The 26,592-nt window shown below is 57.2% G+C and carries 25 protein-coding genes; 19 read left to right on the top strand and 6 right to left on the bottom strand.

Going from position 1 to position 26,592, the window contains the following annotated elements; all coding sequences use genetic code 11:
• Positions 1 to 80: 80 nt before the first annotated feature.
• A complete protein-coding gene (gene ompX / locus L6R44_RS16590) occupies positions 81 to 599 on the bottom strand; it encodes an outer membrane protein OmpX (protein ID WP_032639060.1) in 519 nt (172 codons plus the stop codon).
• 354 nt (positions 600 to 953) lie between these two features.
• Between ompX and rhtA the strand changes: the two genes are divergently transcribed.
• The 6 genes from rhtA to ybiO all read left to right on the top strand — a co-directional run bounded on the left by rhtA (position 954) and on the right by ybiO (position 7,560).
• Positions 954 to 1,841, top strand: coding sequence for a threonine/homoserine exporter RhtA (gene rhtA, locus L6R44_RS16585; protein ID WP_032639058.1), 888 nt, complete (start codon positions 954 to 956; stop codon positions 1,839 to 1,841).
• Between the two features lie 299 nt (positions 1,842 to 2,140).
• Positions 2,141 to 2,644, top strand: coding sequence for a DNA starvation/stationary phase protection protein Dps (dps, locus tag L6R44_RS16580; RefSeq protein ID WP_010428924.1), 504 nt, complete (start codon positions 2,141 to 2,143; stop codon positions 2,642 to 2,644).
• Positions 2,645 to 3,006: 362 nt separating this feature from the next.
• Positions 3,007 to 3,750 carry a glutamine ABC transporter substrate-binding protein GlnH gene (glnH, locus tag L6R44_RS16575; protein ID WP_032639056.1) on the top strand — a complete coding sequence of 248 codons (744 nt, stop codon included), beginning with the start codon at positions 3,007 to 3,009 and terminating at the stop codon, positions 3,748 to 3,750.
• A 93-nt stretch (positions 3,751 to 3,843) separates the two neighbouring features.
• Positions 3,844 to 4,503, top strand: coding sequence for a glutamine ABC transporter permease GlnP (gene glnP / locus L6R44_RS16570; protein ID WP_003858462.1), 660 nt, complete (start codon positions 3,844 to 3,846; stop codon positions 4,501 to 4,503).
• On the top strand, positions 4,500 to 5,222 hold the full coding sequence (glnQ, locus tag L6R44_RS16565) for a glutamine ABC transporter ATP-binding protein GlnQ (protein ID WP_032639054.1): 723 nt from the start codon (positions 4,500 to 4,502) through the stop codon (positions 5,220 to 5,222). Before glnP ends, glnQ begins: the two co-directional genes overlap by 4 nt.
• Before the next feature lie 124 nt (positions 5,223 to 5,346).
• Positions 5,347 to 7,560: a mechanosensitive channel protein gene (gene ybiO, locus L6R44_RS16560; RefSeq protein ID WP_237424814.1), complete on the top strand. Its 2,214-nt coding sequence runs from the start codon at positions 5,347 to 5,349 to the stop codon at positions 7,558 to 7,560.
• A gap of 48 nt (positions 7,561 to 7,608) precedes the next feature.
• Here the strand turns inward: ybiO and rlmF are convergent, their stop codons facing one another.
• Positions 7,609 to 8,520, bottom strand: coding sequence for a 23S rRNA (adenine(1618)-N(6))-methyltransferase RlmF (gene rlmF, locus L6R44_RS16555; RefSeq protein WP_237424813.1), 912 nt, complete (start codon positions 8,518 to 8,520; stop codon positions 7,609 to 7,611).
• A gap of 243 nt (positions 8,521 to 8,763) precedes the next feature.
• Here rlmF and mcbA point away from each other — a divergent pair, with 243 nt between their 5' ends.
• From mcbA to ybiJ, 3 genes are all read left to right on the top strand, one after another.
• Positions 8,764 to 9,030 carry a DUF1471 family periplasmic protein McbA gene (gene mcbA, locus L6R44_RS16550; RefSeq protein ID WP_032639046.1) on the top strand — a complete coding sequence of 89 codons (267 nt, stop codon included), beginning with the start codon at positions 8,764 to 8,766 and terminating at the stop codon, positions 9,028 to 9,030.
• Positions 9,031 to 9,153: 123 nt separating this feature from the next.
• Entirely contained in the window at positions 9,154 to 9,420 is a 267-nt protein-coding gene (locus tag L6R44_RS16545; protein WP_237424812.1) for a DksA/TraR family C4-type zinc finger protein, read from the top strand.
• Between the two features lie 285 nt (positions 9,421 to 9,705).
• A complete protein-coding gene (gene ybiJ, locus L6R44_RS16540; protein ID WP_237424811.1) occupies positions 9,706 to 9,975 on the top strand; it encodes a DUF1471 family protein YbiJ in 270 nt (89 codons plus the stop codon).
• Between the two features lie 120 nt (positions 9,976 to 10,095).
• On the opposite strand, the gene ybiB is transcribed toward ybiJ, so the two are convergent.
• Positions 10,096 to 11,058, bottom strand: a complete 963-nt coding sequence (ybiB, locus tag L6R44_RS16535; protein WP_237424810.1) for a DNA-binding protein YbiB — start codon at positions 11,056 to 11,058, stop codon at positions 10,096 to 10,098.
• 254 nt (positions 11,059 to 11,312) lie between these two features.
• Here ybiB and L6R44_RS16530 point away from each other — a divergent pair, with 254 nt between their 5' ends.
• The 5 genes from L6R44_RS16530 (at position 11,313) to L6R44_RS16510 (ending at position 16,703) form a co-directional block, all read left to right on the top strand.
• Entirely contained in the window at positions 11,313 to 11,849 is a 537-nt protein-coding gene (locus L6R44_RS16530; protein WP_032639038.1) for a fimbrial protein, read from the top strand.
• A 66-nt stretch (positions 11,850 to 11,915) separates the two neighbouring features.
• A complete protein-coding gene (locus tag L6R44_RS16525) occupies positions 11,916 to 12,590 on the top strand; it encodes a fimbrial biogenesis chaperone (protein ID WP_237424809.1) in 675 nt (224 codons plus the stop codon).
• A gap of 74 nt (positions 12,591 to 12,664) precedes the next feature.
• The gene (locus tag L6R44_RS16520) at positions 12,665 to 15,175 is read left to right on the top strand and encodes a fimbria/pilus outer membrane usher protein (RefSeq protein WP_237424846.1); all 2,511 of its coding nucleotides are present in this window, start codon (positions 12,665 to 12,667) and stop codon (positions 15,173 to 15,175) included.
• Positions 15,176 to 15,195: 20 nt separating this feature from the next.
• On the top strand, positions 15,196 to 16,185 hold the full coding sequence (locus L6R44_RS16515; protein WP_237424808.1) for a fimbrial protein: 990 nt from the start codon (positions 15,196 to 15,198) through the stop codon (positions 16,183 to 16,185).
• 5 nt (positions 16,186 to 16,190) lie between these two features.
• A complete protein-coding gene (locus L6R44_RS16510; protein WP_237424845.1) occupies positions 16,191 to 16,703 on the top strand; it encodes a fimbrial protein in 513 nt (170 codons plus the stop codon).
• Here the strand turns inward: L6R44_RS16510 and dinG are convergent.
• Positions 16,690 to 18,867, bottom strand: coding sequence for an ATP-dependent DNA helicase DinG (gene dinG, locus L6R44_RS16505; RefSeq protein ID WP_237424807.1), 2,178 nt, complete (start codon positions 18,865 to 18,867; stop codon positions 16,690 to 16,692). The two genes, L6R44_RS16510 and dinG, sit on opposite strands and share 14 nt — an antisense overlap.
• Before the next feature lie 97 nt (positions 18,868 to 18,964).
• The gene (gene rhlE / locus L6R44_RS16500; protein ID WP_237424806.1) at positions 18,965 to 20,347 is read right to left on the bottom strand and encodes an ATP-dependent RNA helicase RhlE; all 1,383 of its coding nucleotides are present in this window, start codon (positions 20,345 to 20,347) and stop codon (positions 18,965 to 18,967) included.
• A gap of 207 nt (positions 20,348 to 20,554) precedes the next feature.
• Here rhlE and cecR point away from each other — a divergent pair, with 207 nt between their 5' ends.
• Genes cecR through L6R44_RS16475 form a run of 5 tightly spaced genes read left to right on the top strand, consistent with a single transcriptional unit; the run spans position 20,555 to position 26,195 of the window.
• A complete protein-coding gene (gene cecR / locus L6R44_RS16495) occupies positions 20,555 to 21,232 on the top strand; it encodes a transcriptional regulator CecR (protein WP_237424805.1) in 678 nt (225 codons plus the stop codon).
• A complete protein-coding gene (hlyD, locus tag L6R44_RS16490; RefSeq protein ID WP_237424804.1) occupies positions 21,229 to 22,224 on the top strand; it encodes a secretion protein HlyD in 996 nt (331 codons plus the stop codon). Before cecR ends, hlyD begins: the two co-directional genes overlap by 4 nt.
• Positions 22,217 to 23,956, top strand: coding sequence for an ATP-binding cassette domain-containing protein (locus L6R44_RS16485; protein WP_237424803.1), 1,740 nt, complete (start codon positions 22,217 to 22,219; stop codon positions 23,954 to 23,956). Before hlyD ends, L6R44_RS16485 begins: the two co-directional genes overlap by 8 nt.
• Complete coding sequence (locus L6R44_RS16480) at positions 23,946 to 25,079, top strand: ABC transporter permease (RefSeq protein WP_237424802.1); 1,134 nt, start codon at positions 23,946 to 23,948, stop codon at positions 25,077 to 25,079. Before L6R44_RS16485 ends, L6R44_RS16480 begins: the two co-directional genes overlap by 11 nt.
• Positions 25,080 to 25,088: 9 nt before the next feature.
• Positions 25,089 to 26,195, top strand: coding sequence for an ABC transporter permease (locus tag L6R44_RS16475; protein ID WP_237424801.1), 1,107 nt, complete (start codon positions 25,089 to 25,091; stop codon positions 26,193 to 26,195).
• Here L6R44_RS16475 and L6R44_RS16470 read toward each other — a convergent pair.
• Positions 26,157 to 26,567, bottom strand: a complete 411-nt coding sequence (locus tag L6R44_RS16470) for a YbhQ family protein (RefSeq protein ID WP_023334980.1) — start codon at positions 26,565 to 26,567, stop codon at positions 26,157 to 26,159. The two genes, L6R44_RS16475 and L6R44_RS16470, sit on opposite strands and share 39 nt — an antisense overlap.
• Between the last annotated feature and the right edge of the window lie 25 nt (positions 26,568 to 26,592).

Here is a 26,592-nt window from a genome sequence, read left to right as displayed (position 1 = left end):
CCCTCTCCCCACTGCGGGAGGGGAATAAACAAAAAAAAATCCGCCACATGGGCGGATTTTTTATTTAATCACCGAAGTGATTAGAAGCGGTAACCTACGCCCGCGATCCAGGTGCCAACGTCAACGTTGCGGATACGGCTCTGCTCATAGGAGAAGTCCAGAGCAACGTCCTGGATTGGGTTGAACTGCAGGCCTGCGCCATAGGAGAAGCCGTAGTCGCTGTTGCTTGCAGTGCGGTTCAGACCCTGGTTTTCGGTCTGCTGGAATTTACCGTAGCCAACACCCACAACACCGTAGATGCTTGCCCAGTCGTTCAGACGGTAAGCTGGACCAGCAGTGATACCGTAGTACTGACCTTTGTTGTACGCGCCGTTGTCAGTACGATCTTTCTCGGTGTAGGTGAAAGAACCGATCACGCCCAGTGGGTTGTTATCCTGCTCGTAGCGATACTTCAGGTTGAAGCCGTTAGCTTTGTTCATCACGCCCTGATAGTCGCTCTGAGCGTAACCACCAGTAACAGTAGAAGTCGCCGCTACAGCGGTACCTGCGGAAACAGCCAGTACAGCGGCCAGTGCTGAAAGACATGCAATTTTTTTCATAACCACCTCAAATGTGATCCAAGTAAGTCCGTAAGTTTTAAATATATCAAAAAAATTTGCGAAACTCTTTGTGATTCGTGATGTCTAATAAAACTTTTCCTGTAACAGAACGTTTCCAGCATCAGCTATCTCTTTCAAATCACATACAATTTTCACTACTAAATGCGCATAGTGCGCGTCTGCGCAGCGACATTCATCCAGATTATTCCTAATCTGACAGGCGATAAATCCACCAGCGCTTAACCATTTTACGGATTTCACGCGGATTTTTTTCAACAGCGCCTCAACCGTTACCGCATATTTCCTTTACACTGCAACCTTTACCTCGTTTGACATAAGCTGACAGGAGAAAGGATGCCTGGGTTATCCCGCACGTCGTCGGTCTGGTTGCCGGTTGCAGTCATACTGATTGCCATGTTGTCCATCCAAAGCGGCGCTTCGCTTGCAAAATCGCTTTTCCCGCTGGTTGGCGCGCCCGGGGTGACCGCCCTGCGTATCGCGCTGGGCACGGCAATACTGGTGATTATTTTCAAACCCTGGCGTCTGCGCTTCAAAAAGGAGCAGCGTTTACCCCTGCTGTTTTATGGACTCTCCCTGGGGGCGATGAACTACCTGTTTTACCTCTCCATCCAGACGATACCGCTGGGTATTGCCGTTGCGCTGGAGTTCACCGGCCCGCTGGCGGTGGCGCTTTTCGCCTCCCGACGTCCGGTCGATTTTATCTGGGTCGTGTTAGCCGTTCTGGGGTTATGGTTCCTGCTTCCCCTGGGCCAGAGCGTCGCTGAGATTGATCTGACGGGTGCAGCCCTGGCGCTGGGAGCAGGCGCCTGCTGGGCCGTTTATATCCTCACGGGCCAGCGTGCAGGCGAAGAGCACGGTCCGGCAACGGTGGCGTTGGGTTCCCTGATTGCGGCTATCGTGTTTGTGCCCATCGGCATGGCGCAGGCGACCGAATCTATCTGGCAATGGTCCGTCATGCCCATCGGACTGGCGGTCGCGATCCTCTCTACCGCACTCCCCTATTCTCTGGAGATGATTGCCCTTACGCGTTTGCCGACACGCATCTTTGGCACCCTGATGAGCATGGAGCCTGCGCTAGCCGCCATCTCCGGGATGGTATTTCTTGGCGAAACCCTGACATTAACCCAGACGCTGGCGCTCTGCTCGATTATCGCGGCATCCATGGGCTCGACGCTCACCATGCGCCCGGAACCTAAAGTTGAGAAGGTGGATATCCGCTAAGGCCATATATTCTGCATGGCCTCCACGCCATGCAGAATAAAGGCCAGAAAGACGGTCGTTATAATTTCTTACATACTTTCCCCCGTTTCAAAATATCCCTCTGAATTGACTTCCCCCAGCCTGAAATTAAGATTGATCTGTATCAATTTTAAAATTATCGATAAATATCAATGTATTAAATTCTCAACATCCTTCTCGCTATTAAACCGATAGGCACAGCCAAACCGCAGATAAAAAATCCGGTGCTATACTTAGTCCCGTAATTACCTGGGACATAAACATCAAGAGGATATGAGATTATGAGTACCGCTAAACTGGTGAAAACGAAAGCGTCTAATCTGCTTTATACCCGTAACGATGTATCGGATAGCGACAAAAAAGCGACCATTGAGTTGCTGAATCGCCAGGTGATCCAGTTCATCGATCTTTCGCTGATCACCAAACAGGCCCACTGGAATATGCGCGGTGCAAACTTTATTGCCGTTCATGAAATGCTGGATGGTTTCCGCACGGCGCTGGTTACCCACCTCGATACGATGGCTGAACGTGCCGTTCAGCTGGGCGGCGTGGCGCTGGGGACCACGCAGGTGATTAACAGCAAAACGCCACTGAAGAGTTACCCGCTTGATATCCATACCGTTCAGGACCACCTGAAAGAGCTGGCGGACCGCTACGCGATTGTGGCAAACGATGTGCGCAAAGCGATTGGCGAAGCGAAAGACGAAGATACAGCCGATATTTTCACCGCCGCGTCCCGCGACCTGGATCAGTTCCTGTGGTTTATCGAATCTAACATCGAGTAATCCATACGAATTTTCTATCAGACCCTCGCCCTCCGGTGAGGGTTTTGCACATCTATGGTGCACACTTTTTGCCTGAGACCGTGCAAAAGTGAAGAAATTGTAATAATCACCTCACACAACCGTTAATGGAAGATTGTTTTTTCGTCAGAATTTACGCTAAATATCTCCCCGTCAGTTGAGCCAAACGAAGCGCACCAAAACAGTGCTCCACTTTGGTGCAATAAAACCCCATTGCCCCGTTTATTGTGCAATGCGTGACATCATCCCCTTTGCAAAACAACAGCTTGTAAAGTTGGCACGATTTTTTCATTGTGCCACCTGTTCTCGCAGGGGATCGCCCCGTGGATATAAAAGGAAATGCTATGAAGTCTGTATTAAAAGTTTCACTGGCTGCACTTACCCTGGCTTTTGCAGTGTCCTCTCAGGCTGCCGACAAACTGGTTGTTGCGACCGACACGGCGTTCGTTCCGTTTGAATTCAAACAGGGTGATAAATACGTTGGTTTTGATGTGGATCTGTGGGCCGCAGTCGCAAAAGAGCTCAAGCTGGATTACACCCTGAAGCCAATGGACTTCAGCGGCATCATCCCGGCGCTGCAAACCAAGAACGTTGATGTGGCGCTGGCGGGCATCACCATTACCGACGAGCGTAAAAAAGCGATCGACTTCTCCGACGGTTACTACAAAAGCGGCCTGCTGGTGATGGTCAAAGCCGATAATAACGACGTAAAAAGCGTGAAAGATCTCGACGGCAAAGTGGTGGCAGTGAAGAGCGGCACCGGTTCTGTTGATTACGCGAAAGCCAATATCAAAACCAAAGACCTGCGTCAGTTCCCGAATATCGACAACGCGTATATGGAACTGGGTACCAACCGTGCCGACGCGGTTCTGCACGACACGCCTAACATCCTGTACTTCATCAAAACCGCTGGCAACGGCAAGTTCAAAGCGGTTGGCGAGTCTCTGGAAGCCCAGCAGTACGGCATCGCGTTCCCGAAAGGCAGCGACGACCTGCGCACGAAAGTAAACGGCGCGCTGAAAACGCTGAAAGAGAACGGCACCTACAACGAAATCTACAAAAAATGGTTCGGTACCGAGCCTAAATAATTTCACCTGAATTCAGGTTTGTAACGCCCGGTGGCGCGACCGCTTACCGGGCCTACGTTTTTCGTTTTTCACCACGGTATACAGGAATACATCATGCAGTTTGACTGGAGCGCCATCTGGCCTGCCATTCCACTCTTGCTTGAAGGCGCTAAAATGACCCTGTGGATTTCGGTCCTGGGTCTGGTTGGCGGGTTGATTATCGGTCTTGTCGCCGGTTTCGCCCGCACCTACGGCGGCTGGATCGCAAACCACATCGCACTGGTTTTCATCGAAGTGATCCGCGGCACCCCCATCGTCGTGCAGGTCATGTTCATCTATTTCGCCCTGCCTATGGCGTTCACCGATCTGCGCATTGACCCGTTCAGCGCCGCCGTCGTGACCATTATGATCAACTCGGGCGCCTACATTGCGGAAATCACCCGCGGTGCGGTGCTGTCGATTCATAAAGGTTTCAGTGAAGCGGGTCTGGCGCTGGGCCTTTCACGTCGCGAAACCATCCGCCACGTTATTCTGCCGCTGGCGCTGCGTCGCATGCTGCCGCCGCTCGGCAACCAGTGGATCATCAGCATTAAAGATACGTCGCTGTTCATTGTTATCGGCGTGGCCGAGCTGACCCGTCAGGGGCAGGAGATCATTGCCGGCAACTTCCGCGCGCTGGAAATCTGGAGTGCGGTGGCCGTTGTCTACCTGATCATTACTCTGGTTCTGAGCTTCGTTCTGCGTCGTCTTGAAAGAAGGATGAAAATCCTGTGATTGAATTTAAAAACGTTTCCAAGCACTTTGGCCCAACCCAGGTGCTGCACAATATCGATCTGAACATCCAGCAGGGTGAAGTGGTGGTCATCATCGGGCCATCCGGCTCCGGTAAATCCACCCTGCTGCGCTGCATCAACAAGCTGGAAGAGATCACCAGCGGCGACCTGATCGTCGACGGCCTGAAGGTGAACGACCCGAAAGTGGACGACCGCCTGATTCGCCAGGAAGCGGGCATGGTGTTCCAGCAGTTCTACCTCTTCCCGCACCTCACGGCGCTGGAAAACGTGATGTTTGGCCCGCTGCGCGTGCGCGGTGCCAGCAAAGCGGCAGCGGAAGCGCTGGCCAAAGATCTGCTGGCGAAAGTCGGCCTGGCTGAACGCGCGCACCACTACCCTTCCGAGCTGTCCGGCGGCCAACAGCAGCGCGTGGCGATTGCCCGCGCCCTGGCGGTTAAGCCGAAAATGATGCTGTTTGATGAGCCAACGTCCGCACTCGACCCGGAGCTGCGCCACGAGGTGCTGAAGGTCATGCAGGATCTGGCGGAAGAAGGGATGACGATGGTTATCGTGACGCACGAAATCGGCTTTGCCGAAAAAGTGGCCTCCCGCCTGATCTTTATTGATAAAGGCCGCATCGCGGAAGACGGTAACCCGCAGGAGCTGATTGCCAACCCGCCGAGCCAGCGTTTGCAGGAGTTCCTGCAGCACGTCTCCTGATCGATACTTCACGCGTAAGCCGGGCATGCCCGGCTTTTTTACGCCAGATTGTTCCCAAAAATCCCCCACCTCGCCCCGACCTCTATACTTATCATTTTGTTCGACATTTTCACCGGAGGACGCCGTGCCGTGGATCCTGTTGCTGTTGATTAGCCTGTTTAGTGCGCCATCGTTCGCCGTAGCGATCCCCGGCGTGACCACCGGAACAACCGCCAGCCAGCAAAGTACGCCACCACCGGAACCGGACGTTGAGCAGAAGAAAGCCGCCTACAGCGCCCTCGCCGACGTTCTTGAGAACGACACCTCCCGGCAGGAGCTGATTGGCCAGCTGCGGAAAGTGGCCGCCACGCCGCCGCAGGAGTCAGTGCCCACTCTCACCCCGCCGCAGGTGGAAGAACAAAAAACGGTGCTGGAAAACGTCACCGACGTGAGTCGCCACTATGGGGAAGCGCTCTCCTCGCGCTTTGCTCAGCTCTACCGCAACCTGATTGGCTCCCCGCATAAGCCGTTCAACCCACAAACGTTCACCGCCGCCGCCACGCAGTTCCTGATGCTAGCCGGTGCAGTATTCCTGTTTTACTGGCTGGTGCGCCTGTGCGCGTGGCCGCTGTACTGCAAAATGGGGCAATGGGGACGCAGAAAGAATCAGCAGAAGAGCAGCTGGCTGCACCTGCCGTTAATGATAGCCTCAGCGTTTATCATCGATTTACTGCTGCTGGCGCTGACGCTGTTCTTAGGCCAGCTGCTGGCCGACAGGCTGAACGCGGGCAACAAAACCATCGCCTTTCAGCAGTCGCTTTTCCTGAATGCCTTTGCCTTGATTGAGTTCTTCAAGGCGCTGCTGCGGCTGCTATTTTGTCCGCACGTCCCGGCGCTGCGTCCTTTCTCCATCCGGGATGAAACCGCGAAGTACTGGGCGCTGCGCCTGAGCGTGCTCAGCGGGCTGATTGGCTACGGCCTGCTGGTTGCGGTGCCGATCATTTCCAACCAGGTGAACGTCCAGTTTGGCGCGCTGGCAAACGTCATTATCATGCTCTGCATCACCGTCTGGTCGCTGTACCTTATCTTTCACAATAAAAAGACCATCACGGAGAGCCTGCTGCATCTGGCCGATCGCTCCCTGTCGTTCTTCAGCCTGTTTATTCGCGCCTTCGCCCTGGTGTGGCACTGGCTGGCAAGCGCTTACTTCATCGTGCTGTGCTTCTTCTCGCTGTTCGACCCGGGAAATAGCCTGAAATTTATGATGGGGGCGACGTTCAAAAGCCTGGCGATTATCGGCATCGCGGCGTTTGTGTCCGGCCTGCTGTCGCGCTGGATCTCGAAAACCATCACCCTGTCGCCGCAGGTACAGCGGAATTACCCGGAGCTGCAAAAGCGGGTTAACGGCTGGATGTCGGTGTCGCTCAAGGTGGCGCGCATTCTCACCGTCTGCGTGGCGATTATGCTGCTCCTGAATGCGTGGAGCCTGTTTGATTTCTGGAACTGGCTGCACAACGGCGCGGGCGAAAAGACCGTCGATATTTTAATTCGTATCGCCCTGATCCTGTTCTTCTCTGCCGTCGGCTGGACGCTGCTGGCGAGCTTGATTGAGAACCGTCTGGTGTCGGATATTCACGGCAGGCCTCTGCCCAGCGCGCGGGCAAGAACGCTGTTAACCCTGTTCCGCAACGCGCTGGCGGTGATTATCAGCACCATCACCATCATGATTGTGCTCTCAGAAATCGGCGTGAATATCGCCCCGCTGCTGGCGGGGGCCGGTGCCCTGGGGCTGGCGATCTCCTTCGGGTCGCAAACGCTGGTGAAGGATATTATTACCGGCATCTTTATCCAGTTTGAGAACGGGATGAACACGGGCGATCTGGTGACTATCGGGCCGTTAACCGGCACCGTTGAGCGGATGTCGATTCGTTCGGTGGGCGTGCGCCAGGACACCGGGGCGTACCACATCATTCCCTGGTCTTCGATCACCACCTTCGCCAACTTTGTCCGCGGCATCGGTTCCGTGGTGGCGAACTACGATGTGGATCGTCATGAGGATGCCGATAAAGCGAAGGAGGCGCTGCGCGATGCGGTAGAAGAGCTGATGCAGATGGAGGATATTCGCGGGCTGGTGATTGGCGAGCCGTCTTTCGCCGGCATCGTTGGGCTGACGAACACGGCGTTTACCCTGCGCGTGTCGTTCACCACCCAGCCGCTGAAGCAGTGGACGGTGCGCTTTGCGCTCGACAGCATGGTGAAAAAACACTTTGACCTGGCGAACGTGCGGATGCCGGTACAGACGTATCAGGTGTTGCAGCCGCCCGCTTCGCCGCTGCCGCCGCAGGAGCCGACGCTGTAGCCTGGTTGCCGGGTGGCGGCTTCGCCTTTCCCGGCCTACGGCGGAGTGCTATTTGCGACGTTTGTTATTGTCCATAAACGTCCAGGCGATAAAGCGGCTCTGCTTCTGCCCCTGCGCCATCTCCTTTTTCACCACCTTAACGGCACCCGCTTCGGTGAGCGCACGGTAGAGCGGCGGCAGGTTATCCCCGCGGGAAACCAGCGTGGTGAACCACTTCACCTGACGGCCAAACTGTTTGCTTTCCGCAATCATGCGCAGGATAAACGCCACTTCGCCCCCGTCACACCAGAGCTCCTGCTGCTGGCCGCCGAAGTTCAGGGCAGCGTCTTCAGCCTGACCCAGGTTACGGCGCTTGCGCTCGCTGCCCGCGCGGGCCGCTGCCGCCGAATCGTGGAACGGCGGGTTGCACATTGTGGCGTCATAGCTTTCGTTTTTGTGAATAATGCCGTTGAAGATCGACTCCGCGTCCTTCTGACGACGCAGGCGAATGGCGCGGCTGAGTCCCGGGTTCGCGCTGATAATCCCCTGCGCGCTGGCAAAGGCCTCGTCAACGATTTCGCTTCCGGTAAAGCGCCACTGATACTCATGCGCGCCGATGAGCGGGTAGATCAGGTTCGCCCCGGTGCCAATATCCAGAATGGTGGCCTGCTGCGGAACGACGCCCTCATTCCCTTCGGCAAGAAGGTCGGCAAGGTGATGAACGTAGTCAGCGCGGCCCGGCACGGGTGGACAAAGAAAGCCTTCCGGAATATCCCACTGCGCCACACCGTAAAAATGTGCCAGCAGGGCTTTATTCAGCATTTTAACCGCCTGCGGGTCAGCAAAGTTGACCGAGGGTTCACCCGCCGGGGTCTCAACAATGTACTCCTGCAGCGGCGGGCAGCTCTGGCATAACGCATTCATGTCGTAGCGGCTGCGGTGGCGATTTCGCGGGTGCAATCCCGGCTTTTGGGCAGTCATGGCATTCTCCTTTAAACAGCGGCGTAAGATACCCTTTGCTGGACCCACGGTAAATCTTTCTCTGCGTCGCTCAAAAATTCACCATAAATCAACTACCTTTATGTCTATGATCCGTCAGCGAATTGTCAATTTGTATCGTTCAAAAAATAAGCAGATCATCATCAAATATTTGCGCTAAGTCACATTCGTCAGGCTTCTAAACTTAAAGGGAATCACCCGTTGTTTCCTCATGAGGATGTGATTATGAAAAAGTATCTGACCCTTGCTCTTCTCGCCGGTGCCCTGGCGAGCGCCTCTTTCTCCGCGATGGCCGTTCAGTCCTTGACTCAAAGCACGGATACCAGCCAGCTGCGCCCGGCGGGCACCGTTTCGGTAAGCCGCGCAAGCAACCTTGACGATCTCCAGGATAAGCTGGCCGAAAAAGCCCGTCAGGAAGGTGCTAAAGGCTTCGTGGTGAACTCCGCAGGTGGAGATAACCATATGTACGGCACAGCGACTATCTATAAATAACCTGTTTCCTTTCACCCTACTGCATCTGCCTGCCAGATGCAGTTTGTCTCCCCTTTCACCTTGATTGTGCATTTTTTAAACCCATATTAACGCTATGGCCTAAACCGATATCAGGAGGACGCGATGGCTTCCGGCTGGGCAAATGACGACGCGGTTAACGAACAGATCAACAGTACGATTGAAGATGCGGTTGCGCGCGCTCGCGGCGAAATTCCGCGCGGCGAAAGTTTAACGGAATGCGAAGAGTGTGGTGAGCCGATTCCGGAGGCGCGGCAAAAAGCCATCCCCGGCGTAAGGTTATGCATAGCCTGTCAGCAGGATAAAGATTCGAAAAGTGCCTCACATTCAGGATATAATCGTAGAGGATCGAAAGACAGCCAGTTACGCTGACTTTCCTTTACCTAAGTTAACCGCCTGAATGCTTACCTTTACGCTCACGCTTTTTAGCGAACCGCGTAGCAAAATGTGCCATTCATCTTTCTTCTGTAAAGCGCATCAACAAGAAGTGTAAAGCCGTAATTTGAATTTATTAATAATCAATAAGTTATTTGTCATTCAATTTTTTTGATTGACCACGTCAATTCTCTTCGATTTTATCTCTCCAAAAAAAACGTGATACTTATCACATCGACGGAACATCGTCCCCTTAACAGAATAACCTGCGAGAGATTAATTATGAAAACCATCAAATATGCTGTTGCTGCTGTTGCTGCTGTTGCCCTGTCCGCTCTGTCTTTTGGCGCATTCGCTGTAGAGCCTGTTTCATCTACCCAGGCGCAGGGCATGAATAAAATCGGTGTGGTGAGTGCAGAAGGCGCAACCACGCTGGACGGTCTGGAAGCCAAACTGGCTGAGAAAGCGGCGGCTGCCGGTGCAAGCGGATACACCATCACCTCCGCTAACACCAACAACAAGCTGAGCGGTACCGCGGTTATCTACAAATAATCGCCTGAACGAATGCTATACCCTCGCCAAACCCTCTGGTGAGCTGCTCCAACCCTCATTGACCCTGTTGTTTGTTACCCTTGCTTGCCCGTCCGCCACTGGACGGGCTTTTTTTTTTGCCTAAAATGCCGCCTCAACCCGTTCCATGCCAGCCTCAACCGTGTCTACTTCCCCGGTCGCCAGCAGGCAGCAGGCCATCTGCAGCTTGATGGCCAGCGGCACCGGCACGTTTCCGGCAAGGCACTGTTCAATCCACTTCGCGGTGGTGTAGGGATCTTTCGCCTCCGGCAGAATAACGCCGCTGTTCTCTTCCCCTCGTTCAAGCGCGGTACGCGTGCCCGCCGCGTCGATCAGCATTATTTGCGGGCAGCGCTGCGGATTGGCGTAGACCTCCCCTTCCGTGCCGTGCATCAGCAGCGCGTTGCCGCCAATCTCTTCAAAGAATTTCCCCACACGCCCCACGTATTCCGGATGCGAAACGCTGGACAGGCGCAGCGCGGCGTTTTCGGCAAACGGCGTAGCCAGCTTCGCCAGCGTGTGCGCGCTGTTGCGCACGCCCATTCGCCAGCGCAGAGCAAGCTGCTTTTCCAGCGGCGGGCAGAGCGCCTTCACGGGAATATAGACCGGCTGATGGCTGTCGAGCTTCGCCTGAGCCTGCCCGGCGTGGAGCGTCGGTTCGATCCCCAGCAGTTCAAGAATCGTTTCCGTCAGCACGCGGGTCGGATCTTCGCTGACTCCGTGCACCACCACCGGGAAACCCAGCTTGTGTAACAGAATAGCCAGCAGCGGCGTCAGGTTGGCCTGCTTGCGCGCGCCGTTATAGCTGGGAATGACGATCGGCATCGGCTTAGCGACCGGCGGCGTCAGGCGCAGCGTTTGCGCCTGCATCGCCTCGTAAAAGCCGCGCATCTCCGCTTCGCCTTCTCCCTTAATGCGCAGGGCGATAAGTATGCCGCCGAGTTCGAGATCGGGAACCTCACCGTTGAGCATGCGGGTGTAGAGCGCACGCGCCGTCTCATGATCCAGGTCGCGGGCATGGTTTTTTCCACGCCCTACCTCTTTGATAATTTTACGATAATCCACGGTATCTCTCCTGAAAACGTCATCTTGTTAACACTATATCCCCGATGAAGACCTGCCCGATAGCTTTTTATCCCCACCGCCAGAGCCGCCTGTTTTTCCGAATAAAAAAATTTTGCAAGCACTGATTCAATTATTTGTGATGCCTATAGAAGATTCTTATCCATCCATTCTTTGATTAAATAACGAGCGGAAATTATTGAGGACAACGGGCAAAAAACCTTAGGCACGTTTTTACCCACACACCAGGAACTATTATGAACAAGATTGCGTTAGGTCTTTTTATCGCGTCGGTGGTTGGCTGCTCGGCATCCGCGTTTGCAGCCACAGACGGTGAAGGACAGATCAACTTTACGGGCGAAATCATTGATTCCGCCTGTCAGGTTGTAAATGGTTTAAGTAACCCGTTGAACGTGACGTTAGGTAAAGTCTCGAAGACGGTCTTTACCGGTGCCGGCTCCACCAGCACCGCCACGAAGTTTGATATTGAGTTAAAAAACTGCCCGGAGACCGTTACAACGGCAGCGATTAACTTTGGCGGCACCCCGGATGCCAATAACAACAGCACCCTGGCGTTAACGCCGGACGCCGATGCCGCAACCGGCGTGGCTATTCAGCTGATCGATTCTTCTGAACAGCCCGTGAGTTTATATACCCCGTCAAAAGAGTATCCCCTGGCGTCCGGTACGGCAGTAAACGATCTGCAGTTCGCAGCGCGTTATATTCAGACCGGATCTGCCGTCACGGCTGGCCCGGCAAACTCTGTTTCAACATTCACGGTTATTTATAACTGATATTGTTCACCCGGGACTATTTCATTTTGCAAAAAAGAAATAGTCCTGCCTTATTTGAGAAAAACTATGCGTCACGGTTATTTACTCAGCACACTGTTACTGGTAGCTGCAACGGCACACGCGGGCGTGATTATTAACGGCACGCGGCTGATCTACCAGGGAGGCAAAAAGGAATCCTCTATCGGTATTTCAAACCCAGATGCAACGGATTATCTGGTGCAATCCTGGGCGGATTCTGGCGGTAAAAACCTGGCTAAAGCACCGTTTCTGATTACGCCACCGCTGTTTCGTCTTGACGCGAAGCAGGAAAACGTTCTGCGCGTCGTACGTACCGGCGGAAATATGCCTGAAGATCGCGAGTCGCTGTTCTGGCTCAATATTAAGGCCATCCCGTCTTCAAAACCGGTCGCGGGTGAGAATACCCTGCAAATCGCCATTAACACACGCATTAAGCTGATGTACCGTCCGGCCTCGATCAAGGGTAGACCCGAAGACGTGGCGGATAAGCTTGAGTGGCATCGGGAAGGCAATGACCTGGTGGTTAACAACCCCACGCCGTTTTATATGAACTTCCAGACGGTCACCCTTAACGGGCATAAGATCGATAAAGCCACCTGGGCCATGCCTAAAACCGAAACCCATATTGCGCTGCCTGCCAATACCGGCGGCTCAACCGTGTCGTGGTCAATTATTACTGACTTCGGCAGCATCAGCAAAACGCTCTCTGCTTCCCTGCGTTAATACATTATCCAACAGCGGATCTTATGATTACGTATTCTTCAACCCCAAGAAGGCAATTGCCTTCCGTTTATCGGATGCTTACGCTGCTGACCCTATTATGCGGGTTAGCGGCCGTGGGTTTTTCGCAGCAAACGCGGGCGGATGACTATTTTAATCCGGCGCTGTTGGATGTCGATAATCCGCAGCAGGGAAAAACCGATCTCTCTATTTATGAAAAAGGCCCGGGACAGGCGCCGGGTAAATATCAGGTCACGATCTTTATCAATAATAATAAAATCGATACCCGCGACGTGACCTTTACATTGCAAAAGCGGGCTAACGGGGATAATTCCCTGCAGCCCTGCTTCACCCTGGCCGATTTAAAAAGCCTGGGCATTAAAACCGACGACTACCCTCAGCTTGCCGCGAAGGGCAAATGCGCGGATTTGCAGGCCATACCGGCGGCGTCGGCGACGTTTCGCGTCAGCAACCAGCAGCTTTTGCTGAGCATTCCGCAGTCCGCCCTCGGCCAGGTCCCCCGTGGCTATATTGACCCAACGGAATTCGACGAGGGGATCACCGCCGGCATCCTGAACTACAGCGCCAGCGCCAGCCAGAGCCATGCGCGTCAGCAGGGCATGCAGGACAACAGCAGCCAGTACGTCAACCTGCGCCCGGGCCTGAACATCGGCGCGTGGCGCCTGCGCAACTACTCGACCTGGAACCGCAGCACCAGCGGTCATGACGAAGAGCAGTCCTTTAACTCCGTCTATACGTACGCCCAGCGCGACATCGTGGCGTTAAAAAGCGATCTGACCGTGGGCCAAAGCAGCTCTCCGGCAGACGTGTTTGACAGCGTCCCGTACACCGGCGCGCAGCTCAATTCCGACAGCGATATGCTGCCCGACAGCGAAAAAGGCTACGCCCCAATCATCCGCGGTACTGCCCACAGCAACGCGCTGGTGGTGGTGCGTCAGAATGGCTACGTCATTTATCAAAATACCGTTGCGCCGGGTGCGTTTGAAATCAACGATTTGTACCCCACCGGCAGCAGCGGCGATCTCCAGGTCACCGTGAAAGAGACGGACGGCAGCGAACGCCACTTTGTGGTGCCCTACGCCTCCGTTCCGGTACTGCAGCGCGAAAAGCACCTGAAGTACAGCGTCACTGCCGGGCGCTACCGCTCCTACGACAAAGACGTGGAGCAGACCCCCTTCGCCCAGGGGAGCGCTATTTATGGCCTGCCGTACGGCTTCACCGCCTACGGTGGCGTGCAGCAGAGCAGCCACTATCAGTCGCAGGCGCTGGGCACCGGTAAAAACTTTGGCGATCTGGGCGCGTTCTCCATCGACGTAACGCGCGCCAAAGCGTTGCTCAAAAAACAGCAGGCCAGCAAGGGGCAGTCCTGGCGTTTGCGCTACAGCAAAGACTTTGCCGGAACGGGCACGAACTTCTCCCTGGCGGGCTATCGCTACAACAGTAAAGGGTTTTATACCCTTGAAGACACCATGGAATCCTACACCCGCGCCGATGACTGGTCGGCACCGCAGCAGCGCCGGGCGCGCACCGAGGCCACCGTGGATCAGACGCTCGGCGACGGCTGGGGTTCGTTTACGCTGAGCCTGGTCAAAGAGACCTACTGGAACCAGGGCCAGGACATGACCTCGATGAGCGTTAGCTATAACAACAGCTGGAAAGGGATCACCTACAGCATGAGCTATAGCCTGAACAAAAACACCAACAGCAGCGATGACGAAGGCGAATCGGTCAGCAACGATAACCAGTTCGCGCTGAGCGTCTCGGTTCCGCTGGATCGCTGGATGAGCAATACCTGGGCCACCTACAACATGAATGACAGTAAAGACGGCGCGACCCACACGCTGGGCCTGAACGGGACGGCGCTGGCGGAGAACAACCTTAACTGGAACGTGCAGGAAGGCTATGACTCATCGGAGAACGGTACCTCTACCAGTCTGAACGCGGATTACAAAGCCACCTACGGCGAGGTGAGTGGCGGCTTCAGCCAGGATAAATACCAGCGGACCACCAACGTCGGCCTGCAGGGGGGCATGATCGCCCACGCTAACGGCCTCACGCTGAGCCAGCCGCTGGGTGAGACCATCGCGCTGGTGAAAGCGCCCGGCACCCACGGCACGCACATCGCCAACCAGACAGGGGTAGAAACCGACTTCCGTGGCTACACCGTGGTGCCGTTCGTCACCGCCTATCGCCACAACACGATTTCGCTGGATACCGAAACGCTGCCTGCCGAGGCTGACGTGACGCACGCCTCGCAGATCGTCACGCCAACCCGCGGCGCGGTGGTGCGGGCAAGCTTCAATACCCGCGTGGGGCGTCGCGTGCTGATGACCCTGACGCACAACGGTAAGCCGCTGCCCTTTGGCGCAACGGTCATCACCGAGGATAAGGACAGTGAATATATCGTCGGCAACGACGGCCAAACCTATCTTTCCGGAATGCCCGATCGCGGCAAGCTCTCTGTCTCATGGGGACAGGACGCCAGCGACCGCTGCGTTGCGGAATACGCGCTCACGGATGAAAAAGACAACACAGACATTACTCACGCTGCCGCGCAGTGTCAGTAATCAACCCGGCAGGTGCTTATATGCAGCTTGTAAAACAATGCTTTTTCCTACTCGTCCTGGCGACCGCATCGCTGTTTATGCCGCATGCGAAGGCAACGTGTACTTCGCCCGATTTGCCAAAAATGATTAACGTGTCATCCATCTCTGTCTCCAGCACGTTGCCTGTTGGGGCCACCATTCCCGGCACCGAGCAGACCGTTCACATTTCGGGTAATTGTTATAACCCTGCTGACTACGGCTTGCCTATCGTTGCATGTTATTACGGTTCAGGTACCGAAATACCCGGTCTTTCAGGGGTTTATGAATCGGGCATTGAAGGCGTCGGTGTTGCATTGATGAATGATAAAGGTCAGCGAATTACCGGCGCAGGAGGGGTTTACTGTAACTCAACCGCCACACCGCTGGGATATGTCTCCGATGATGTCGCTGAGTCGTTTAGTTTTGACGCCACTCTTGAGCTGGTGAAAACCAGTGATACGGTTAAATCAGGCTCGCTTTCCCAGGCTGCGTCAAAATTTGGTGTCGGCGTTTATCAACATGAAGGGATTAGCGACCCCAATACCATTTCTTATTCGGGCAACGTAAACCTCGAAAACGTCACCTGCTCCGTGCTGCCAAGAACCCTGACCGTCAACATAGGCGATTTTCCGGTGAGTGATTTCATCGCGGTCGGTACGCTTTCAATGCCCGATAAGAAATTCAACATCACGGTGAACTGTAACGCCAACGTTCAGCCTGAGTTTAAGGTGACCAGCAGTAACGGCTACGTGCCCGGCTACGAAGGGGTGATTAAGCTCACGCCGGAGGACGGCGTGGCAACGGGGGTCGGCGTTCGCATGGTGATCGACAACGAGCTGGCCACGTTCGATACCTACACCCCAACCGAAAGCATGGCCTACGCCAACCAGACGCTGGATATCCCGGTGAAGCTGAACTACCTGCAGGTGGCTGATGAAGTCACTCCTGGCCCGGCAAACGCCGTCGCCACCATTACGCTGGCCTATAAGTGATGATGATGAAAAAACGTATCCTGATGCTGGCCGCGCTGGCCGCCATCCTGATGACTCAGGCCCAGGCTGACGATATTCAGCTGCAAATGACGGGTAACATTTTCGCCAATACCTGCGTCGTGGACAGCGCCAGCAAGAATTTAACCGTTGATTTGGGCCAGGCGGCCTCAAGCGATTTTCGCGACGTGGGGGATACCGGCGCCTGGAAAACCTTCAGCCTGAACGTGACGCACTGTCCACGCTCCCTCGCCCTGGCAACCGCCTTCTTTTACGGCCAGCCGGACGGCGCGCACCCGACCAAGTTTGCCAGCACGGGCAGCGCGAAGGGTCTGGCGCTGGAGCTGGCGGACAGTCAGGACCATATCCTCATCGCGCCGCAGGCGAGCTTTAACGCGGTGATCGACCAAACCAACCATTCGGCCACCTTCCCGCTGGCCGCCCGCTATTACGCCACCTCTATGCCGGTGACCGCGGGCACCTTCAGCAGCGTCGTTCAGGTGACCTTCACTTACCAGTAGGACCGCGCCCCTTAGCACGGATGCTTTTTCGACGCCCGGCGGCCAGTTTTGCCGGGCGTTTTTTTACCTCCGGCACCTCCGGCTGTTCAATCGGGAAGACCGGCAGCGCGTTCAGGAGCCGCTGGCCGTAATTTTTGGTCAGCAGGCGTTTGTCGTAAATCACCACCTCTCCCCAGCAGCCGTGGCTTCGAATCAAACGCCCCACCTGCTGAATCAGGTTAAACGACGCCGCAGGCAAACTCTGCACCTCAAACGGATAGCGGTTGAGGCTTTTCAGCCACTCCCCTTCGGTGATCACCACCGGGCTGTCGATGGGGGGGAAGGCAATCTTATGGATATGCACCTGCGTCAGGTAATCGCCCTTCAAATCCAGACCTTCCGCAAATGACTGCAGCCCCACCAGCACGCTGCGCTCGCCGCTATCGATGCGCTTACGGTGGGTTTCCACCAGCCGGTAGCGCGGCTGATCCCCCTGCACCAGCAGGAGTAAACGCAGATCGGTGACGTGCTCCAGGAAGCGCTGCATCGCCCGCCCGCTGGCAAACAGCACCAGCATGCCGGGGTACTTTTTACTCTCGACCTGTTCGCGGAAGTAGGCCGCCATCTCGGCAATGTGCTGCTCTTCGTTGTCGATCAGCGGCTCAAACGTCATGCGCGGGATCACCAGCTTGCCCTGCTCGCAGTGGTTGAACGGCGAGTCCAGCGCCACGAAGCGGTCGCCCGCCTTCTCTTTGAGCCCGCTCATCTCCTGCAAGCGGGAGAAGCTGTTCAGCGAGCGCAGCGTGGCGGAGGTCACCACCACGTGCGGCACGCTGCGCCAGATCAGCTTTTCCAGCTGATCGGCCACGCGGATGCCCACGCAGTGGAAAAACAGATGCACCTGTCCGTCGCGCACCTCGCGGGTGGCCCACTTGGTGACCGGCGCGCCGGACGCCTGCGCCATCGAGGCCAGCCGCCAGAGCTTGCTCTGCGCCTCAAACATGCCGAGCGCGCGGTTCATCTGCAGCAGAATGCGGTGCAGGCGCACCACGTCATGCGAGCCGGTTTTCTCGCTGAGATCGTTTAAAAACATCTCCGCCAGCCCGCGCAGCTTTTCGAGGTGCTTCGCCAGCTGCTGGCAGATCTCCATCACCTCTTCCGGCAGTTCGCCCATCGCAAAGCGGTGTTCCGCTTCCTGGGTTGCCGGAAGATAAAGATTCAGGATGTTGTTGAGCGAGGCGATCAGGCCGTAAACCTCTTCACAGTGGTCGCTCAGTCGCTCGGGCACCGCCAGCGGCGGCGTGGTTTTCGGGCGAAACTGCTCCATGCAGGTGGCGACAAGCTTGCAGAAGAGATCGAGCTGCAGGCGGAACCAGGGCGCGGTAATCTCGGCGCTCATCTCCAGCGCGTCGCGCGCCACGTCCGGCAGATGGTGGCCTTCATCAAGCACCAGCAGCAGGTTTTTGGGCTCCGGCAGCACCGCTTCGCTCTCGAGCGCGGCCATCACCAGCGCGTGGTTAGCGACCACCACTTCCGCCTCCTGAATCTCACGCCGGGCGACAAAGAACGGGCACTCGCGGTAGTAGTGGCAGTTGCGGTTCAGGCAGCTGGCTTTGTCGGTGCTGAGCCTGCGCCACAGATCGTCGTTAATCGCCAGACTGGTGTGATCCCGCAGGCCGTCCCACTTATAGCCGTCAAGCTCGGCTTTGAGTTTTGCACACTGCTCCTGCTCGGCCTTATTGTTCGGCGTCAGCTCGTCGTCCAGAAACGCGAGCAGATCCTGCTGATTCGGCTCGCTGCTGGCAAGCGCCGCCAGGTTGCGCGGACAGACGTAGCGCCCGCGCCCGAAGGCAGCCGTAAACCGCAGATCGGGGATGATTTTGCGCAGCAGCGGTAAATCTTTGCTGAAGATCTGATCCTGCAGTGCCACGTTGGCGGTGCTGACCACCAGCGTTTTGTCCTCTTCCCGCGCAATGGCGATGCCGGGAATAAGATACGACAAGGTTTTCCCGACGCCGGTTGGGGCTTCAATCGCCAGATGTCGCCCGTCGTCCCCGGCGAGCGTTTTTGCCACGTCGGCAATCATCTGCCGCTGGGGCGCTCGGGGGATAAAGTCGGGGATCTGCTGTTGTAGCGCCTTATACCATGCGCCAATTTGCGCCTTGAGCGCAGCGGTTAAAGCCATCGGAAAACCTGAAATACTGTATAAACAGCCACTATTGTGGCACTTTCTGTTCGCTGCCGCAAAAAGAAAAGCCCGGCTTTACGACCGGGCTTCCAGATTACTGCGGGTTAGCAGGCTTGCGCGGGCGGCGTCGGCGCTGCCCTTCTCCTGCCGGCTTGCCTTCGCCGCTGCGCCACGGGTTTTCACCGGACGATTTGCCGTCGTTGCTACGACGCGGCGGTTTGCCCGCTGGCTTCGGCGTGCCGCCTTCGGCACGACGCGGCTGCTGACCGCGACCGCCGCCGCCCTGGCCGCGACCGCCACCCTGACGACCGTTCTGAATCGGCTCCGCCTTGATGGACGGATCCACTTCATAGCCCGGGGTTTCGATGCGCGGGATCTCTTTCTTCAGCAGGCGTTCGATGTCGCGCAGCAGCTTGTGTTCATCCACGCAGACCAGAGAGAGCGCCTCACCGGTTGCCGCCGCGCGGCCGGTACGGCCAATACGGTGCACGTAGTCTTCCGGCACGTTTGGCAGCTCGTAGTTCACCACGTGCGGCAGCTCTTCAATGTCCAGACCACGGGCGGCGATGTCGGTTGCCACCAGCACGCGAATGTCGCCAGACTTGAAGTCCGCCAGCGCACGGGTACGCGCGCCCTGGCTCTTGTTACCGTGAATGGCGGCGCTGCGGATGCCGTCTTTATTCAGCTGTTCCGCCAGGTGATTCGCGCCGTGCTTGGTGCGGGTGAAGACCAGCACCTGCTGCCAGTTACCCTGGCCGATCATCTGGGAGAGCAGTTCCCGCTTGCGCTTTTTATCCACAAAGTGAACGTGCTGCGTCACCTGCTCGGAGGCGGTGTTGCGACGCGCCACTTCCACTTCCAGCGGGTTATGCAGCAGCTTTTCCGCCAGCGCCTTGATCTCGTCGGAGAAGGTCGCGGAGAAGAGCAGGTTCTGACGACGCGCGGGCAGCTTAGCCAGCACGCGACGAATGTCGTGGATGAAGCCCATGTCCAGCATGCGGTCGGCTTCGTCCAGCACCAGAATTTCGATGCTATCGAGCTTCACCGCGTTCTGGTGTTCGAGATCCAGCAGACGACCCGGCGTTGCCACCAGCACGTCCACGCCGCCGCGCAGCTTCATCATCTGCGGGTTGATGCTGACGCCGCCGAAAACGACCAGCGAGCGAATGTTGAGATAGCGGCTGTAGTCACGCACGTTCTCGCCAATCTGCGCCGCCAGCTCGCGGGTTGGGGTCAGGATCAGCGCACGAACCGGACGACGGCCTTTGGCGTGCGGCTGGTTTTTTACCAGCAGCTCTAACAGCGGCAGCGTAAAGCCCGCGGTTTTACCGGTGCCGGTCTGGGCGCTGGCCATCAGGTCACGGCCCTGAAGAACGGCAGGAATAGCCTGCTGCTGGATTGGGGTTGGCTCAACGTAGCCCTGCTCTGCGATCGCGCGCAGAATTTCCGGGTTCAGGCCAAGGGAATCAAAAGACATAAAAACTCCGAACCGCCCCGACCATCACAGGTGTAGTTTTCAGGGAGATATAACGAATAGGGGAGGACAAAAACCACAATGTCGCGAAGGGGCGGAGTGTAGCAGCTTTTGTGACGTGGCGCATAAAATATCCCTCAGCGTTTCCTCGACGTTAGCGTGAATCAGGCATAATCTTAATCAATCGATTGATTAATTTTTACTGCTGCTATGAATACGACACCCACAACAAGCAAAGGTGAACAGGCCAAAAATCAGCTTATCGCCGCCGCGCTGGCGCAGTTCGGCGAGTACGGGCTGCATGCGACCACGCGCGATATTGCCGCGCTGGCCGGGCAGAACATTGCGGCGATTACCTACTATTTTGGCTCAAAAGAGGATTTATATCTCGCCTGCGCCGACTGGATCGCCGATTTTATCGGTACGCAGTTTCAGCCGCACGTTGAGGAAGCCACCGCGCTGCTCGGCGAGCCGTCGCCCGATCGCGCCGCCGTTCGCAAGCTTATTCTCACTGCCTGCCACAATATGATTCGCCTGCTGACGCACGACGATACGCTCAACCTGAGCAAGTTTATCTCCCGGGAGCAGCTCTCCCCCACTGCCGCCTATCAGCGGGTACACGATCGGGTGATTGCCCCGATGCATACCCACCTGACCCGGCTGATCGCCGCCTATACCGGGCGCAATGCCAACGATACCGAGACCATTTTGCATACCCACGCCCTGCTGGGTGAGATCCTTGCCTTCCGTCTGGGCCGGGAAACCATCCTGTTACGCACCGGCTGGACACAATTTGATGAGGATAAAGCCGCGCAGATTGGCCAGGTCATCGCCTGTCATCTCGATCTGATCCTGCAAGGCTTAACGCAAAGGAGCCTGAAGTCATGAAAAAACCTGTCGCCATCATTCTGGTGGTTGTTGTTTTGCTTGCCGCGGGCGTCGGTGGATGGCTGTGGTATCAGAGCCATCAGGATAAAGGCCTGACGCTGTACGGTAACGTGGATATTCGCACGGTGAACATGAGCTTCCGCGTCGGCGGACGTCTCGCCTCGCTGAGCGTTGACGAAGGCGATGCCATTAAAACCGGGCAGACGCTGGGCGTGCTCGATAAAGCGCCCTACGAGAACGCCCTCATGCAGGCCAAAGCGGGCGTCTCCGTCGCCCAGGCGCAGTACGATCTGATGCTGGCCGGCTATCGCGACGAAGAGATCGCCCAGGCCGCGGCGGCCGTTAAGCAGGCGCAGGCGGCCTACGACTACGCGCAGAACTTCTACGCGCGCCAGCAGGGGCTGTGGAAAAGCCGCACCATCTCCGCTAACGATCTGGAGAATGCGCGCTCGTCCCGCGACCAGGCGCAGGCGACGCTGAAGTCCGCGCAGGACAAATTAAGCCAGTACCACACCGGTAACCGCCCGCAGGACATTGCCCAGACCAAAGCCAGCCTTGAACAGGCTCAGGCGCAGCTGGCTCAGGCGGAGCTGGATCTGCACGACACCACCTTAATCGCGCCGTCTGACGGCACGCTGATGACCCGCGCCGTGGAGCCGGGCACCATGCTCAGCGCGGGCAGCACCGTCTTAACGCTCTCCCTGACCCGCCCGGTCTGGGTGCGCGCCTACATTGACGAGCCGAATCTCGGCCAGATGCAGCCGGGCCGCGAGCTGCTGCTCTATACCGACGGTCGCCCGGACAAGCCGTATCACGGCAAGGTGGGCTTCGTCTCCCCTACCGCCGAATTCACGCCGAAAACCGTTGAAACGCCGGACCTGCGTACCGACCTCGTGTATCGCCTGCGCATCATCGTCACCGATGCGGACGACGCCCTGCGTCAGGGCATGCCCGTCACCGTAAAAGTGAACAACGGGGAACGACATGAATGACGCGGTTATTCAGCTCAGCAATCTGGTTAAACGCTTTAAGGGGATGGACAAACCGGCGGTCGCGCCGCTGAACTGCACCATCCAGAAAGGCTATGTCACCGGGCTGGTCGGCCCGGACGGGGCGGGCAAAACCACGCTGATGCGAATGCTGGCCGGTCTGCTGAAGCCGGATGAAGGCTCGGCCAGCGTGCTGGGCCTTGACCCGATCAAAGATGACGGCGCGCTCCACGCCATGCTCGGGTACATGCCGCAGAAGTTTGGCCTGTATGAAGACCTGACGGTGATGGAAAACCTGAACCTGTACGCCGACCTGCGCAGCGTCACCGGCGAAACGCGACAAAACACCTTCGCCCGGCTGCTGGAGTTTACCTCCCTCGGCCCGTTCACCGACCGGCTGGCGGGCAAGCTTTCCGGCGGGATGAAGCAGAAGCTGGGGCTGGCCTGCACGCTGGTGGGCGAGCCGAAGGTGCTGCTGCTGGACGAGCCCGGCGTCGGCGTGGACCCGATTTCCCGCCGCGAGCTGTGGCAGATGGTGCACGAGCTGGCGGGCGACGGGATGCTGATCCTCTGGAGCACCTCCTACCTCGACGAAGCCGAACAGTGCCGGGACGTGCTGCTGATGAACGAGGGCGAACTGCTTTATCAGGGCGAGCCGACGACGCTGACCCAGAGCATGGCCGGGCGCAGCTTCCTGCTGCACAGCCCGCAGGAGTCCAACCGCAGGCTGCTGCAGCGGGTGCTCAGGCTGCCGCAGGTCAGCGACGGGATGATTCAGGGCCGCTCGGTGCGGGCGATCCTCAAAAAAGAGGCCACCGTCGACGATATTCGCCGCGCGCCCGGCATGCCTGAGATCGAAGTGGAAGAGACAACGCCGCGCTTTGAGGACGCCTTTATCGACCTGCTGGGCGGCGCGGGCACGTCGGAGTCTCCTCTCGGCGCCATTCTGCACACGGTGGAGGGCACGCCGGGGGAAACGGTGATTGAAGCGAAATCCCTCACCAAAAAGTTCGGCGATTTCGCCGCCACCGATAACGTCAACTTCGCGGTAAAACGCGGCGAGATTTTTGGCCTGCTCGGGCCGAACGGCGCGGGGAAATCGACCACCTTTAAGATGATGTGCGGCCTGCTGGTGCCGACGTCCGGCAAGGCGCTGGTGCTGGATATGGATCTCAAGATCAGCTCCGGCAAGGCGCGCCAGCATCTGGGCTATATGGCGCAGAAATTCTCGCTGTATGGCAACCTGACCGTCGAGCAGAATCTGCGCTTTTTCTCCGGGGTATACGGCCTGCGCGGGCGCGCCCAGAGCGAGAAAATCCGCCGCATGAGCGACGCCTTTGGGTTAACCAACATTGCCTCCCACGCCACCGACGAACTGCCCCTCGGCTTTAAGCAGCGCCTCGCGCTGGCCTGCTCGCTGATGCACGAGCCGGATATTCTGTTTCTCGATGAGCCGACCTCCGGCGTTGATCCCCTCACCCGCCGCGAGTTCTGGCTGCACATCAACAGCATGGTGGAAAAAGGGGTGACCGTGATGGTGACCACCCACTTCATGGACGAGGCGGAGTACTGCGACCGCATCGGGCTGGTCTATCGCGGCAAGCTGATTGCCCACGGCACGCCGGACGACCTGAAAAACCAGGCCGCCGACGATGAGGTCCCGGACCCGACCATGGAGCAGGCGTTTATCACCCTCATCCACGACTGGGATAAGGAGAATACCCATGCGCAGTAACGCCATTTCCTGGCGCCGGGTGCGGGCGCTATGCATTAAAGAGACGCGGCAGATCGTGCGTGACCCCAGCAGCTGGCTGATTGCGGTGGTGATCCCCCTGCTGCTGCTGTTTATCTTCGGCTACGGCATTAACCTGGACTCCAGCAGGCTGCGGGTCGGGATTTTGCTGGAGCAGCAGAGCGAAGAGGCGCTGAGCTTCACCCACGCCATGACCGGCTCGCCCTACATTGATGCCACCATCAGCGACAGCCGCCAGGAACTGATCCAGAAGATGCAGGCCGGGAAAATTCGCGGCCTGATCGTTATTCCGGTGGATTTTGCCGCCAACATGGCGCGGGCGAACACCGATGCGCCGATCCAGGTGATCACCGACGGCAGCGAGCCGAACACCGCGAACTTCGTGCAGGGCTACGCGGAGGGGATCTGGCAGCTCTGGCAGATGCAGCGCGCGGAAGATCGGGGGGAAGAATTTAAGCCGCTGATTGACGTGCAGACGCGCTACTGGTTTAACCCCGCCGCCATCAGCCAGCACTTTATTATTCCGGGCGCGGTGACGATTATCATGACGGTCATTGGCGCGATCCTGACCTCGCTGGTGATCGCCCGCGAGTGGGAGCGCGGCACCATGGAGGCGCTGCTTTCGACCGAAGTGACGCGGGTCGAGCTGCTGCTGTGCAAGCTGATACCCTACTACTTCCTCGGCATGCTGGCGATGCTGCTCTGCATGCTGGTCGCCGTCTTTATCCTCGGCGTGCCGTACCGCGGCTCGCTGGTGGTGCTGTTCTTTATTACCAGCCTGTTTTTACTCAGCACGCTGGGGATGGGGCTGCTCATCTCCACCATCACCCGCAACCAGTTTAACGCCGCCCAGGTCGCGCTCAACGCCGCCTTTTTACCGTCGATCATGCTGTCCGGCTTTATCTTCCAGATAGACAGTATGCCTGCCGTCATCCGCGCCGTGACCTATATCATTCCGGCGCGCTACTTCGTGAGCACGCTGCAAAGCCTGTTCCTGGCGGGGAATATTCCGGTGGTGCTGATTATCAACACGCTGTTTTTAATGGCGTCAGCGGCGATGTTTATCGGGTTGACGTGGATGAAAACCAAACGGCGGTTAGATTAAGGAGCGCGCATGTTTTACCGTTTATGGACGTTAATACGCAAAGAGCTGCAATCCCTGCTGCGCGAGCCGCAAACCCGCGCCATTCTGGTATTGCCGGTGCTGATCCAGGTACTGCTGTTCCCGTTTGCCGCGACGCTTGAGGTGACCAACGCCACCATTGCCATTTACAACGAGGACAACGGCAGGCATTCCGTCGAGCTGACGCAGCGTTTTGCCCGGGCAAAAGCCTTTACCCACATCCTGCTGCTGAAAAGCCCGCAGGAAATCCAGCCGACCATCGATACGCAAAAAGCCCTGCTGCTGGTGCGCTTCCCGGCGGATTTTTCCCGCAATCTGGACACCTTCCAGACCGCGCCGATGCAGCTGATCCTCGACGGGCGCAACTCCAACAGCGCCCAGATCGCGGCCAACTATCTGCAGCAGGTGGTGAAGGATTACCAGCAGGAGCTGATGGACGGTAAATCGAAGCCCAACAACAGCGAGCTGGTGGTGCGCAACTGGTACAACCCGAATCTGGACTACAAGTGGTTCGTGGTGCCGTCGCTGATCGCCATGATCACCACCATCGGGGTGATGATCGTCACCTCCCTCTCCGTCGCCCGCGAGCGCGAACAGGGCACGCTGGATCAGCTGCTGGTCTCCCCGCTCGCCACCTGGCAAATTTTCGTCGGCAAAGCGGTGCCGGCGCTGATCGTTGCGACCTTCCAGGCCACCATCGTGCTGGGGGTGGGAATTTGGGCCTACCAGATCCCGTTTGCCGGATCGCTGGCGCTGTTTTACTTCACGATGGTGATTTACGGGCTGTCGCTGGTGGGGTTTGGGCTGTTAATTTCGGCGCTCTGCTCAACGCAGCAGCAGGCGTTTATCGGGGTATTCGTCTTTATGATGCCCGCGATTTTGCTCTCCGGGTACGTTTCCCCCGTCGAGAACATGCCGGTGTGGCTCCAGGATCTGACGTGGATAAACCCGATTCGCCACTTTACGGACATCACCAAGCAGATCTATCTGAAGGATGCGAGTCTGGATATTGTCTGGGGAAGTTTGTGGCCGCTACTGGTCATCGCGGCCACGACGGGCTCAGTGGCGTACGCGATGTTTAGACGCAACATCGCGTAGCTTTTTCTCTTTGGTCAGCAACGAGACGACCGCAGGCCCTGCGAGGATAGCCAGACCCGCCAGGGCCAGCAGCAGGTTGTTTTGCAGCACGCGTGACAGCAGCCACAGCACGATCATCGCCGCACCAAAATACCAGGTGGTGGTGAGCTCTTCGAGCACGTCACCCACCTCGCGCCAGCGCGCTTCATGGTGGCGCTGTAAGAACAGCATCGACAGCACGGTGACGCCATAAAGGACGCATAGCCCCAGGCCAACACGCACCAGCGTGCCGCTCATCCAGCCCATCACCAGCACGGCCACGACCAGTAAATGCAACATTATCTGCCAGCAACTTAACCCCGTTGCGACACGAACACGTTGTTGCCACTTCATGGCTTCTCTCCTGAAGGATTTTTCT

Origin of the sequence: Enterobacter cloacae complex sp. ECC445 (assembly GCF_021892025.1) — a bacterium.
GTDB classification, from domain to species: Bacteria; Pseudomonadota; Gammaproteobacteria; order Enterobacterales; family Enterobacteriaceae; genus Enterobacter; species Enterobacter chengduensis.
Note: the sequence above shows the minus strand (reverse complement) of the source record. Positions and strands in the feature narration are given on the sequence as shown.